Annotated in this window: 15 protein-coding genes and 1 pseudogene; 3 read left to right on the top strand and 13 right to left on the bottom strand. The window is 40.4% G+C overall.

The annotated features are described in order from the left end of the window. Positions 1 to 75: 75 nt before the first annotated feature. The 3 genes from FZ945_RS04105 to FZ945_RS10110 all read left to right on the top strand — a co-directional run bounded on the left by FZ945_RS04105 (position 76) and on the right by FZ945_RS10110 (position 2,407). A complete protein-coding gene (locus FZ945_RS04105; RefSeq protein ID WP_148802651.1) occupies positions 76 to 663 on the top strand; it encodes a flavin reductase in 588 nt (195 codons plus the stop codon). A gap of 349 nt (positions 664 to 1,012) precedes the next feature. Continuing rightward, on the top strand, positions 1,013 to 2,197 hold the full coding sequence (gene nhaA / locus FZ945_RS04095; protein WP_148802648.1) for a Na+/H+ antiporter NhaA: 1,185 nt from the start codon (positions 1,013 to 1,015) through the stop codon (positions 2,195 to 2,197). Positions 2,198 to 2,278: 81 nt separating this feature from the next. Further along, the gene (locus FZ945_RS10110; protein WP_262367152.1) at positions 2,279 to 2,407 is read left to right on the top strand and encodes a hypothetical protein; all 129 of its coding nucleotides are present in this window, start codon (positions 2,279 to 2,281) and stop codon (positions 2,405 to 2,407) included. A 77-nt stretch (positions 2,408 to 2,484) separates the two neighbouring features. On the opposite strand, the gene FZ945_RS04090 is transcribed toward FZ945_RS10110, so the two are convergent. The 13 genes and pseudogenes from FZ945_RS04090 to FZ945_RS04030 all read right to left on the bottom strand — a co-directional run bounded on the left by FZ945_RS04090 (position 2,485) and on the right by FZ945_RS04030 (position 11,382). Continuing rightward, positions 2,485 to 2,955, bottom strand: a complete 471-nt coding sequence (locus tag FZ945_RS04090; RefSeq protein WP_148802646.1) for a FixH family protein — start codon at positions 2,953 to 2,955, stop codon at positions 2,485 to 2,487. Then, the gene (locus FZ945_RS04085) at positions 2,948 to 3,517 is read right to left on the bottom strand and encodes a hypothetical protein (RefSeq protein ID WP_148802643.1); all 570 of its coding nucleotides are present in this window, start codon (positions 3,515 to 3,517) and stop codon (positions 2,948 to 2,950) included. The genes FZ945_RS04090 and FZ945_RS04085 overlap by 8 nt, the downstream gene beginning before the upstream one ends. Positions 3,518 to 3,620: 103 nt before the next feature. Beyond that, the gene (locus FZ945_RS04080; RefSeq protein ID WP_103634443.1) at positions 3,621 to 3,836 is read right to left on the bottom strand and encodes a DUF4006 family protein; all 216 of its coding nucleotides are present in this window, start codon (positions 3,834 to 3,836) and stop codon (positions 3,621 to 3,623) included. Beyond that, positions 3,836 to 4,699 carry a cbb3-type cytochrome c oxidase N-terminal domain-containing protein gene (locus tag FZ945_RS04075; RefSeq protein WP_087582960.1) on the bottom strand — a complete coding sequence of 288 codons (864 nt, stop codon included), beginning with the start codon at positions 4,697 to 4,699 and terminating at the stop codon, positions 3,836 to 3,838. The genes FZ945_RS04080 and FZ945_RS04075 overlap by 1 nt, the downstream gene beginning before the upstream one ends. After that, complete coding sequence (locus FZ945_RS04070; RefSeq protein WP_148802641.1) at positions 4,687 to 4,899, bottom strand: cytochrome c oxidase, cbb3-type, CcoQ subunit; 213 nt, start codon at positions 4,897 to 4,899, stop codon at positions 4,687 to 4,689. Before FZ945_RS04070 ends, FZ945_RS04075 begins: the two co-directional genes overlap by 13 nt. 9 nt (positions 4,900 to 4,908) lie before the next feature. Beyond that, on the bottom strand, positions 4,909 to 5,574 hold the full coding sequence (ccoO, locus tag FZ945_RS04065) for a cytochrome-c oxidase, cbb3-type subunit II (RefSeq protein WP_148802638.1): 666 nt from the start codon (positions 5,572 to 5,574) through the stop codon (positions 4,909 to 4,911). Continuing rightward, positions 5,574 to 7,064 (bottom strand): cytochrome-c oxidase, cbb3-type subunit I, encoded by a 1,491-nt coding sequence (gene ccoN / locus FZ945_RS04060; RefSeq protein ID WP_148802635.1) that lies wholly within the window; start codon positions 7,062 to 7,064, stop codon positions 5,574 to 5,576. Before ccoN ends, ccoO begins: the two co-directional genes overlap by 1 nt. A 92-nt stretch (positions 7,065 to 7,156) precedes the next feature. After that, the gene (locus FZ945_RS04055) at positions 7,157 to 7,840 is read right to left on the bottom strand and encodes a response regulator transcription factor (RefSeq protein WP_103569451.1); all 684 of its coding nucleotides are present in this window, start codon (positions 7,838 to 7,840) and stop codon (positions 7,157 to 7,159) included. Further along, positions 7,833 to 8,573, bottom strand: a complete 741-nt coding sequence (locus FZ945_RS04050; protein WP_148802633.1) for a sensor histidine kinase — start codon at positions 8,571 to 8,573, stop codon at positions 7,833 to 7,835. Before FZ945_RS04050 ends, FZ945_RS04055 begins: the two co-directional genes overlap by 8 nt. Continuing rightward, positions 8,566 to 9,152, bottom strand: a pseudogene (locus tag FZ945_RS04045) (sulfite exporter TauE/SafE family protein). The gene FZ945_RS04050 and the pseudogene FZ945_RS04045 overlap by 8 nt, the downstream one beginning before the upstream one ends. Before the next feature lie 70 nt (positions 9,153 to 9,222). Then, the gene (gene carA / locus FZ945_RS04040; protein ID WP_148802630.1) at positions 9,223 to 10,341 is read right to left on the bottom strand and encodes a glutamine-hydrolyzing carbamoyl-phosphate synthase small subunit; all 1,119 of its coding nucleotides are present in this window, start codon (positions 10,339 to 10,341) and stop codon (positions 9,223 to 9,225) included. Next, positions 10,341 to 10,892 (bottom strand): DUF507 family protein, encoded by a 552-nt coding sequence (locus FZ945_RS04035; RefSeq protein ID WP_002939254.1) that lies wholly within the window; start codon positions 10,890 to 10,892, stop codon positions 10,341 to 10,343. The genes carA and FZ945_RS04035 overlap by 1 nt, the downstream gene beginning before the upstream one ends. Before the next feature lie 49 nt (positions 10,893 to 10,941). Continuing rightward, positions 10,942 to 11,382 carry a hypothetical protein gene (locus tag FZ945_RS04030; RefSeq protein ID WP_002939255.1) on the bottom strand — a complete coding sequence of 147 codons (441 nt, stop codon included), beginning with the start codon at positions 11,380 to 11,382 and terminating at the stop codon, positions 10,942 to 10,944. Positions 11,383 to 11,444 lie beyond the last annotated feature (62 nt).

The following is an 11,444-nucleotide window of genomic DNA, read 5'->3' as shown; positions in this document are numbered from 1 at the left end:
TTTGAAAATTTTTCTAAATTCATTAAAAATTTAAGCCTTAAAGTGCTGGGGGATAGAATATAAAAAGGAGCAAAAATGCATAAAGAGTTAAACAGATCTGGCTTTTACTACGGCTTTCCTGTCCTACTTGCCACCACAAAAGATCAAAAAGGGCGAGATGATATCACCGTGCTTTCATCCTCTTGGACGCTAGGAGATAGCGTGGTGCTTGGCATCGGAGTTGATAACAAAGGCTATAAAAATATCCAAAATGGCTCAGACATCACGCTAAATTTATGTGATGAGAGCTTGCTTGAAGCTATAAAAAAGATAGAAAAACTAACAGGCGACGAGGATGTGCCAGAGGAGAAAAGAGCCCTTGGATACAGCTACGAAAGTGATAAATTTAAGGTAGCAAATTTGCACAAAGAGCCAGGCGTAAATGCAAAAAGCGTGCGCATAAAAGAGTGCAAGATACAGATAGAAACGATCGTAGAAAAGTGCGAGATAAAAGAGTGGTTTTGCATCGTTACTTGCAAGATAGTTGGCATATTTGTAGATGAAAATTTGTTAAAAGATGAAAAGCTAGATACTAAAAATTGGTCGCCGCTCATCTATAAATTTAAAGAATACGTCACGACTAGCAAGCGTTTGGGCTTAAATTTTGGCTTTAAAGAGGTTTGAGCTGGAGTTTTGGCTGGCTAGAAAGTAAAATTTACGGGTAAATTTATTTGGTTTTGACCTTGGCTAAAAACTTTTGGATGCAAATTTAGCCCTGCTATCAAGTCTCAAAAGCTCGCCGCAAACAGCCTTTGCACGCTTACATATATCTAAAATTTCATTCATTTTCGCTCCTTAATCTATAAAAACCGTGCGCAAGCGTCCCGCTCCCGCAAGCGCGGCACGGCAAATTTTAGAGATGCGTCTACTAAATTTACCTTTAAATTTGACTTGATTATAGCCAAATTCGCCCGAATTTTATGCGAGCGTAAAAATACGCTATAATCGCCAAGATTTATAAAAAGGAAGCAAAATGGGCGGAATAAAAGAGTTTTTAAAACACGAAGCCAGCGGCGGGATTTTGCTGATGGTCGCTACGATCGCGGCGCTACTGTGTCAAAACACGTTTTTGAGCGATTTTTACAACGAATTTTTAAAGACCAAATTTACCGTAAGCTTCGGCGAATACGGACTAAGCAAACCCCTGATTTTGTGGGTAAACGACGGATTGATGGCGGTATTTTTCTTTCTCATCGGACTTGAGCTAAAGCGCGAGGTTTTGGAGGGCGAGCTAAAAAATCCGTCGCAAATCGCGCTGCCTGCCATCGGCGCGGCAGGCGGCCTGATAGTGCCAGCGGTTATCTTCTATCTTTTTACGAAACATGACTCCTTCGCGCTTGGCGGCTGGGCGATACCGACGGCGACGGATATCGCGTTTGCTCTTGGGATTTTGAGCCTACTTGGGCCTCGCGTACCGACTAGTTTAAAAATTTTCCTCATGACGCTAGCGATCGTCGACGACCTTTGCGCGATCGTGATTATCGCGCTATTTTACACGAGCGAGCTTAGTGCCCAAATGCTTGCGGTAGCGAGCGTTTGCCTAGCCGCGCTTTTCGCACTAAACAGACTCGGCGTAAAGAGCAAGGCGGCCTATCTAATCGTAGGCGCGGTGATGTGGGTAGCGGTGCTAAAATCAGGCGTTCACGCCACGCTTGCGGGCGTCGTGGCGGCCTTTTTCATACCGCTTAGCTTTAAAGACGAGCCTGGCAAATCTATGCTAAAAAGTATCGAGCACGACCTGCACGGCTGGGTGGCGTTTGGCGTGCTGCCGATATTTGCCTTCGTAAACGCAGGCATCTCGCTGCGAGGCGTCGGGCTGGACGAGATTTTGTCTCCAGTCGCGCTAGGCACGGCGCTGGGGCTTTTCGTCGGCAAGCAAATCGGAGTATTTGGATTTAGCTTTTTAGCGATCAAATTTAAGCTAGCCAAGCTGCCCGAGGGGTCAAATTTCATCCAGCTTTACGGCATCGCCGTGCTTTGCGGCATAGGATTTACGATGAGCCTTTTCGTTAACGGCCTAGCCTACAACGACACGGACGCCTTTGCCTACACCGACAAGCTCGCTATCTTGCTAGGTTCGGTAGTTTCGGGTGCCGCGGGGTTTATATTGCTTAAATTTAGCGCCAAAAACCAAAGCGCGCGCATAAAAGAGTGCTAGATACAGATAAAAACGATCGTAGAAAAGTGCGAGATAAAGGGGTGGTTTTGCATCGTCACTTGCAAGATAGTTGGCATCTTTGTGGATGAAAATTTGTTAAAAGACGAAAAGCTAGATACTAAAAAATACTCGCCTCTTATCTATAAATTTAAAGAATACGTTAAAACTGGCAAGCGTTTGGGCTTAAATTTTGGCTTTAAAGAGCTCTGAGCTGGCATTTAGCGAATTTGCGGGTAAATTTATTTGGTTTTGACTTTGGCTAAAAAACTTTTGGGTACAAATTTAGTCTATTTTGTAGCGTTAAAATCAAATTTATAATATCTCGTATCTTGCTTGTCGCTAAGCCTTAAAAGTAGCTGCCACCTGCCCTCTTTTAGGCCAACGCTCTCACTTACGAGATCATTTTCTTGCCATGAGGCGTTTAATGTTTTGTTATCTTTATTTGTTTGCGGGCGGGTTAGTAAAATTTCATAGCTAAGACTTAAAATTTCGCCGTTTTTTGGCGTTAAAAGAAATTTAAATTTGCCCTGCAAGCCTTTAAATTCTGGCTCAAATTTAAGCTCAAATTTTTCATCAAATCTAGCCTCACTCTCTTTTATAAAAGTGATGTTTTCATCGACGCTTTGGTGACTTTGCATATAAGCACTATCCATCTCGACTGGGTTGTTGATCGCAACAACGATGGTTGCGACGCAAGCTAAGATGATAGCCACTATACTAAGCACGATGCCGTAAGGCCAAAAGCTCTTTTTAGCCATTTTTTACCTTTTTATAAAAGATAATGAGAACGAAAAATGCGATCAAGCCGTAGATGAAAATTCGCAAGAAATTTAAGGTCGTTTTGTTTGAGCTGCCAATACTGCTTTCTAGGCTTAAATTTAAGCTCTCAGCGATCTGCTCGGCGATATCTGCGTAGCCGTTTAAGATGGCGGCATTATAGACGTCTTTGCCATTTTTTGAGACTAAAATGGGGATGATTGTGCCTGATTCTGGACTTACGCTTAAAATTTGCTCCTTGTTAAAGAGCTTTGAAGTGTTTGTACCACTAAAAATTTCAACCTTTTGCTTATCTTTTATGAGCGCTAAGAAGACAAAAGGCGAGCTTAAATTTTGCTCTTTAAAAAGCGCGTCCAGCTCGCCATCTTTATATACGCCAACCACTAAATTTATACCGCTTTTTTGATAAAGCTCGTCTCCTATCTCATTTAGTTTTTGGCTCACTTTTTGGCTTAAAATTCCATCATCATTGATAACGAAATTTGCACCCCAAGCCAAATTTTGCCAGAGCAAAATGATAAAAATGAGTGCAAATTTCTTCAAACTTAGCCTACAAATAGGTGATTTGGCGTAAGTACTGACCAGGCACAAATGGCGCCTGCGACGATTATTAGCAGAATAATGGCTTTTTCTATTATGCCTAGCATCACTTCTCCTTTACAATGACATGTTTAGCGTTATCAACGCTCTTCATCTCGATGCTAGCTGCATCTTTTAGTGAGTAAGGCTTGGTTGCGACCTCTTTTTGCAGGCCGATGCCAACGTATGTAAGCACCGCTAGGATAGAGAGCAAAAGCACCACCGCTATTAAAAACCCGCTAATGCCGTTTAAGGCAAAGATGTTTCTATTTTTATTTTCCATTATTCGCCCTTTGATAGCGATATGACGTACTCGCCAACTGCGCTTTGCTGGATCTCGTTTAGCCTGCCATCATTAAATTTAGGCATAGTGCCGATCGCTCCTTTTTTGCCGCGATTTAGCACATCAGCCACAAAGCTAGCCGAGCCATATTTGCTAAGATCAACTGACATGCCATCCATACCCTTGCCATCTTCGCCGTGACACGACGCACATGCAGCGTAAAGCTCTTTGCCAGTTGCTACTAAATTTTCATTTTTAGTGCTTTTTATAGCGCTTATCTCTTTAGCTACGTATGCTGCGATCGCCTTTGCACCATCAGCGTCGGCTAAGCCTGCTGGCATCTCGCCCATAGGATAGTCAAGCCCTTTTGAGCCATTAAGTATAGTCTCAACTATGCCTTTTTCGCTGCCCCAAATTTGTAAATTTGCAGCCTTGCCGCCTATTCCATCGCCTGTGATGCCGTGACATGCTGAGCACTGCACGAGATATATGCTCTCGCCCATAGCGTGAAGCGTCTCTTTGCTTGGATTTGCATACTCTTTTTCAAATTTGGCATTTGCTTCTTTGACCTCTTTGTTATACTCGCCGATTTGTGAGTAAGAATTTAAAGGATAGCCTAGCAAATAGTACCAAACCGCCCAAACTAGCGCTAGCAAAAAGACGACCGCCCAGCCAAGTGGGACAGGGTTTTTGTACTCACCTATGCCGTCCCAGTTGTGCTCGCTAAGCTCAACACTCTCATCTTTTTTAACCTTCATCTGCCCCACGTACCTGCCAGCCACAACGATGGTAAGCACGATGATTAGAGCCGCTCCTATAAGAGCTAGTAAATTTACATTATCTTCTAAATTTAGCCATTGCATACGCTCTCCTTTGTAGCCTTACGCTCTAAAATTTCGCCACCGATCTCATCGTTAAGCGCTAGTTTTGAGTACTTCTCGTAGTTTTTTCTGCCAGTTTTTTCGCTCTTATAAAGATGAAAAAAGTAGGCATACAAAGTGATCGCCAAAAATGCTGTCAAGAAAAAATAGCCATAAGCTTGAAACTCTCTAATGTTTTCCATCTTACGCTCCTACTTTAGGCTATTTAGATAAGCGATCAGCGCTACGATCTGGCGAATTTCACCTTTTGCAAAAGCACTTTTTACCTGCTCATCTTTCATATTTTCAACGATAGCTGCAGCCTCGGCCTTGACGTTAGCATTTGTCTGCTCTAACGTGCCAAGTGCTGGCATATCTTTTTCGTCATAAGGCGTATTAAAGACCTTTTTAACCGTTAGCGCTTCAGCGTAAGCAGTCTCGATATCAGCATTTTTCTTAAATAAAAATGGATATGCTGGCATGATCGAGCCTGGCACTACTGAGGCTGGGTTTAGCATATGATTTTCATGCCAGTCAGTCGTTCTATAGTTACCCACACGCATAAGATCAGGGCCTGTTCTTTTTGAGCCCCAAAGGTGCGGACGATCATATGCAAATTCGCCACTTAGCGAGTACATGCCGTATCTATCAGTCTCTGCCTTAAACGGACGGATCTGCTGTGAGTGGCAAGTATTGCAGCCATTTTGCATATAGATGTTTTTACCAGCTAGCTCTAAGACGGTGTAAGGCTTTGTGCCCTCAAGCGGTCTAGCTCTGTTTGCAAAGTCTGGCAAAATTTCAACTATGCCAGCGTAAGCGATAACGACAAATACACAAACCGCAAAAAAGAATGGATTTTTTTCTAACCAAGCAAACATCACATCACCTCCGCACTAGCTTTTGCTCCGCCACCCATTGGCGAAGCGCTTTTTGGCTCTGCTAAGATAGCTTTAGCAGAAGTTGATTTGTAGATGTTATAAGCAAACATCAAGAAGCCAACTAGATAAAGAAGTCCGCCAATAGCCCTTATATAGTAGTATGGGATAAGCACAACTACCGTATCGATAAACGAGTAGAGTAAATTTCCGTAGCTATCAGTCGCTCTCCACATCATACCTTGTGTGATACCAGCGATCCACATAGATGCAAAGTATAAAACGATACCTGTTGTTTGTATCCAAAACTGGGCTTCCATTAGCGACTTTGAATAAATTTCACGCTTAAACACACGCGGCGTCATATGATAAAGTGCTGCCATGATCATAAAGCCAACCCAGCCAAGAGCGCCGTCGTGAACGTGTCCTGGTACCCAGTCGGTAAAGTGTGCCAGGGCATTTACAGACTTGATAGAAAGTATCGGTCCTTCAAGTGTCGAGAACATATAAAATGTCGAAGCAAGAACCATAAATTTAATAAGCGGACTCTCTCTAAGCTGCGCCCACTCGCCCTTCATCGTAAGAAGTATGTTTATCGCTGAACCCCATGAAGGCAGGATCAAAACGATAGAAAAGACTGAGCCCATAGTCTGCATCCAATCAGGCGTAGCAGAGTATATGAGGTGGTGTCCGCCAGCCCAAAGGTAGATAAACATCAGGCCCCAGAATGAAAATAGAGATAATTTATATGAAAATATCGGCTGGCCGCTCTCTTTTGGTAAGAAATAATAAATTTGAGCGATGATAGCCACTGTAAAGACGAACGCAACTGCGTTGTGGCCGTACCACCACTGAACCAAAGCGTCGTTTGAGCCAGCGTACATAGATACAGAGTGTAGCCATGAGCCATATCCTGTAACAAGTCTTGTTGGAACTTCCATATTATTAAAGAGATATAGCATCGCAACACCTAAAAATGTAGCGATGTAGTACCAAACTGAGATATAAAGCGTCTTTTCGCGGCGGATACCGATGAGACCAAATATACTAACGCCCCAAAGCACCCAAATAACGACTACTGCGATGTCTAGTGGCCACTCAAGCTCAGCGTACTCCTTAGCTGTGCTCTCGCCCATAAAAAGCGTAACAACAGCCAAAACCATAACAAGCATATATAGCCAAAAATGAAGCTTGCCGATAAACATCAAAAATGGCGACTCGCTCATCGAGACCTTTAAAACACGCTGTCCGATGTAGTACCAAGTGGCAAATATGCCAGATAGCATAAAGCCAAAGATGATGCCATTAGTATGAAGAGGACGCAGTCTTCCAAATATAGAATACTCGCCAGCTATGTAGTTAAGCTCTGGACAGGCCATTTGAAAGGCTATAACTACACCAATAACCATGCCTATGATACCAAAAAGTATCGTGGCAAACATAAATAGCTTTGCTACACTATAATCATAGTGTAGCAGCTGAGATGGTTGCATCAATTCTCCTCCTAGTTAAATTTATATTAACGAATTGTTATTCTAAGATAAGAAATCTATAAAAAAACTTAATTAATATAAATTATTTAATACTAAGAAATTCTTCTGTCTATTTTGTAACCAAGTCCAGGAACATTTTTTATAAAGCTATTACCAACTTTGTCTCTAACACGCTTAACAAAAGTCCTAATAGCTGCCTCAGTAACGCTCTCACCAACCCAAACGACGCTTTTGATCTCATCGTGAAGCACAAGCGTACCAAGTCTTTTTATCAAAAGTGAAATAAAAGCAAGCTCTTTTTTAGTAAGCGAAATTTCAACACCATCTCTGATAAGCACGCGTTTAATTTTGTTAAAGCTATATCCATTTGCCACTTGGATGATATTTGATGTTTCTATTTTATTTTTTGCAACATTTTCTAATGTATTTAAAAGATCGTCTGCCATGATAGGTTTTATAAGATACTTATCAACGCCAACATCGATCGCCTTTAGTAAAGTCTCTTTTTCACTATGCGCACTTAGGACGATGACAGGTGTGTCTTTAGAAATTTCCTTGATATGTCTTGTCATATCAAGCCCATCGCTAATTGGCATAAAAGCGTCTGTAATTACCATGTTCGGATTATATTTTTTAAATTTTTTCAAACCTTCATCGCCATTTTGAGCAGTAAAAACTTTCTCAAAATTGTCACTTAGCACATCGTGCATGATCTTTTTGCTATCGCTATCATCTTCGACAAGCAAAACTGTTAGGTTCTTTAAAATTTTATTCATCTATCTCTCCTTTGTGTGGTAACTTTATTAAAAAATAGGCCCCATTGTCGCTGTTGCCCGCTGTTATTTCTGCGTTAAATTGATTGATTATTTGCTTTGACATATAAAGTCCTAAGCCAGTACCTTTGGTGTCTTCTTTGGTGGTAAAATATGGCTTAAATATCTCATCTATCACATTTTTATCTATGCCACCGCCATTATCTTCTACGCTTAGGTAAGCAAATTTTTCATCGCTATCAATCTTTATTTTTATATTTTTTTCTTCTATCTTTTGTAAATTTAGTGCGTCTTTTGCGTTATTTAGTAAATTTATGATGACTTGCATGAGCCTGTTTTTATGACCATAAATTTTAGAATCACCTAGCACTTCAAGCTCTATACGAATGCCATCTTTTTTCATCACGCCTTTTACGATCTGTATCGATGCTCTAGCTGCGTCTGCTAGGCTAAATTCTTGCGAAAGTGTGTTTGGGTTTAAAAACGAGCTAAACTCATCAGTGGTTTCTGACATATACTTTATGATCTGCATAGCTCTCTCATAAGAGCCAATAAATTCGCCATCTTCGCTGCCTGCAAGCTTTTTCATCTTGTATAAAACTAAGCTTAGCTCATTTAGCGGCTGCTTCCACTGGTGAGTTATATTTGCCATCATCTCGCCCATCATCGCAAGCTTAGCAATCCTCATACCCTCGCTACTTGATAGAAAATTTTCATCCAAATTTAAACTAGACATTTACTCTATATCCTAAAAATGATAGATAAAGTCCGTTTAAGATCATTATGCAAGCTGAGAGCTTAAACATGATCTCTTTAAATTTCTCTCTTAGTAAGCCAAAAACAAAGCTAGCTAGTAACATCGCTGGTAAGGTGCAAAGCCCAAAAATAAGCATTATGAGCGACGCATCGACTGCATTTGCACTTAAAACTCCAAGCGCTAGACCACGCCACAAGGCAAAAGCCCATTTAAAAAGCCAAGCAGTAAAAAATTTGCCAAATTTCTCTTTTGCACGCTTGTTTTTGCCATTTTTACTATAAATTTAAGTGCTTTTTCGCTCTCTATAAATTTTAAAAGCTCGCCTCTAAAAAGCAAGGCGATACCGATAAATGCGATCACTAAGCCAACTATGAAAAATATCACGCCCCTTGCTTGCATACCAAAACTAATAGCCGCTCCAAAAGCGCCAAACAAAGCCCCCAAAGCCACATAGGCAAAAATTCTAGCTAGGTTATAAAGCGTGCTTAGCATTAAAATTTCTCTCTTGCTTTTGCCTTTAAAAAATAGAGCCTGCAAGCTCAAAAACCCGCTACACATGCCAACACAATGACTAAAGCTGCTCAAAAGCGCAACTGAGATAATCATGTAAAGGCTTATGTTTTGCATATTATAAAATTTCTAAAAACTGCTTAAATATATATTTGCTCTCGTTTGGACCGCTGCTTGCTTCTGGGTGGTGCTGGACTGAAAAGATCGGATATTCTTTGTACCTTACACCTTCAATCGTATTGTCAAATAAATTTCTATGTGTCACAACCGCTACTTCAGCGATGCTCTCTGGCACGTTGTAGTTGTGATTTTGCGTTGTTATCTCGATCGCTTTTGTCTCTAAATTTAAGACTGGATGGTTTGCTCCGTGCTGGCCAAATTTAAGTTTATATGTCTCGTATCCAAAGGCATTTGAAAGCAGCTGATGTCCAAGGCATATGCCAAATATCGGGATTTTTGCCTCTATCATCTTTTTGATCTCAGCGATTTCGGCCTTTAAATTCTTTGGCTCGCCTGGGCCATTTGACAAAAATACCCCGTTTATCTCGCCATTTTTAAATTTATCTATCAAAACTTCAGCCTTAGTATCGTGTGGTACGACGATGACCTCAAGGCCAGTTTCGCATAGCTCATTTAGGATATTTCTCTTTACGCCAAAGTCAAAAACAGCTATCTTTTTGCCGATACTTTTTAGCGGTTTATATGACTTTAAATTTCTATCCCAAGCGCCTTTTTTATGCTCATACTCATCCATTGCGCTAACTGTTTTTACGTAGTTTATATTTTCTATGCGTCCGCTACTCTCAAGCCTGCGTTTTAGCTCGTCTTTATCGCTTATCTGCGTTGAGATATAGGCCATCAAAGCGCCTTCATCACGTAGCATCTTTGTCAAATATCTAGTATCAACATCATAAACGCCAAATTTACCCTGCTCTTCGAAAAATTTGCCTAAAGATTTTTGCGAGCGGTAGTTTGAAGGAATTTCATTGTAGTTTCTCATTATGACGCCACTTGCATGAATTCTAAGGCTCTCCATATCATCTTCATTTATGCCAACGATACCGATCTCTGGCATAGTAAAGACGATAAACTGACCAGCATAGCTTGGATCGCTCATGATCTCTTCATAGCCAGTCATAGAGGTATTAAAAACGAGCTCGCCTGCGCACTCGCCGTGAGCACCAAAGGCTTTTGCCTCTAAAAAAACGCCGTTTTCAATGTAAATATAAGCTTTCATTAAAGCATTCCTCTTTTTTTAAGCTCATCTTGATACAAACGCTCGAAAATCAGGTCGTATTCGTCAGTTCCAGGGATAAGTTTGCGTTTGTAGTTTTGCATCATCTCATAGACGCTATCTTCTATCTTCTCATAACTTTTTAGATACTCATCTATTGAGCTATAAATGACATTTTTCACGCGGTTTTCTGATACGTTGTACTCGACCAAATCGCTCTTCCAGATAGCTTCAAGTATCTTGTGGGCGACATTGCTAAATCTATCTTCATGAGTTAAAATGACGTCAAATTCGCCAGCAAGTTTCTTTTTAACGAGCCAAAACATATTTTTGCGGTCGATTTGCATAGTTTGCATCTCGTCCTCGTTTTTCTCTAAAAGCTCATTTACTCGCTCGTCCAGCGCTCTTTCTTTTTGAACATCAGTAGTTAAAATTTCACTTGCTTTTGCTACGATTGGCTCAATACCTTTGTTTAACTTTACAAAACCACAGTTTAAAAGATCTATTGCTATTTTATGTGAGACATAAGGTACGTGTGGAAGTTTTATACGCATTTTAAACCTTTAAATTTTTATGCCATTGTAACTAAATAAAGGTAAAACTTTACTTTGAAATTTTAACGACTTTATCATTGTCACTTCTTAGAAAATAAATTTCTCTTCGTCCGTCATAAAGGACTTTACCGCTTGTTTTTTGCTCGCTTTGCAAATTTGAAGATAGATCCATCTCAAGTGGCTTACTCATAAAATATGCCTCGCCCAAGCTTCGTCCAAAATCAGGATACCAACTGAGTGCGCAAAGCACAAGTAAGAGCAGATAAAAGGCTCTAAAAATTTTCCTAAATGGCGCGTAAAAGAAACAATATCCAAATATAAAAAACACAGGTAAAAGCCACAAAAAAGGCACGTTATCCACAAAAATCACATTGAAATACTCATTTATGCCATAAAACGAAAAGTAGTTGTTGTAAATTCCAACAAATAGCGTAAAAATAGGAGCAAGAACAAATATAATGCCAGTAAAAAATGCATTAAAAATTTTCATAAGCTCTCCTTTTTTCGTGGGATTATATTAAATTTTAGCTTTATTATTGCTCTAAATTTATT

Source organism: Campylobacter concisus (genome assembly GCF_902460535.1).
Lineage (GTDB): Bacteria > Campylobacterota > Campylobacteria > Campylobacterales > Campylobacteraceae > Campylobacter_A > Campylobacter_A concisus_AS.
Note: the sequence above shows the minus strand (reverse complement) of the source record. Positions and strands in the feature narration are given on the sequence as shown.

Excerpts from the sequence above, each read along its gene's own strand:
- FZ945_RS04105 (WP_148802651.1), top strand. The coding sequence starts at position 76 with ATGCATAAAGAGTTAAACAGATCTGGCTTTTACTACGGCTTTCCTGTC.
- nhaA (WP_148802648.1), top strand. The coding sequence starts at position 1,013 with ATGGGCGGAATAAAAGAGTTTTTAAAACACGAAGCCAGCGGCGGGATT.
- FZ945_RS04090 (WP_148802646.1), bottom strand. The coding sequence starts at position 2,955 with ATGGCTAAAAAGAGCTTTTGGCCTTACGGCATCGTGCTTAGTATAGTG.
- FZ945_RS04080 (WP_103634443.1), bottom strand. The coding sequence starts at position 3,836 with ATGGAAAATAAAAATAGAAACATCTTTGCCTTAAACGGCATTAGCGGG.
- FZ945_RS04075 (WP_087582960.1), bottom strand. The coding sequence starts at position 4,699 with ATGCAATGGCTAAATTTAGAAGATAATGTAAATTTACTAGCTCTTATA.
- FZ945_RS04070 (WP_148802641.1), bottom strand. The coding sequence starts at position 4,899 with ATGGAAAACATTAGAGAGTTTCAAGCTTATGGCTATTTTTTCTTGACA.
- ccoO (WP_148802638.1), bottom strand. The coding sequence starts at position 5,574 with ATGTTTGCTTGGTTAGAAAAAAATCCATTCTTTTTTGCGGTTTGTGTA.
- ccoN (WP_148802635.1), bottom strand. The coding sequence starts at position 7,064 with ATGCAACCATCTCAGCTGCTACACTATGATTATAGTGTAGCAAAGCTA.
- FZ945_RS04055 (WP_103569451.1), bottom strand. The coding sequence starts at position 7,840 with ATGAATAAAATTTTAAAGAACCTAACAGTTTTGCTTGTCGAAGATGAT.
- FZ945_RS04050 (WP_148802633.1), bottom strand. The coding sequence starts at position 8,573 with ATGTCTAGTTTAAATTTGGATGAAAATTTTCTATCAAGTAGCGAGGGT.
- carA (WP_148802630.1), bottom strand. The coding sequence starts at position 10,341 with ATGAAAGCTTATATTTACATTGAAAACGGCGTTTTTTTAGAGGCAAAA.
- FZ945_RS04035 (WP_002939254.1), bottom strand. The coding sequence starts at position 10,892 with ATGCGTATAAAACTTCCACACGTACCTTATGTCTCACATAAAATAGCA.
- FZ945_RS04030 (WP_002939255.1), bottom strand. The coding sequence starts at position 11,382 with ATGAAAATTTTTAATGCATTTTTTACTGGCATTATATTTGTTCTTGCT.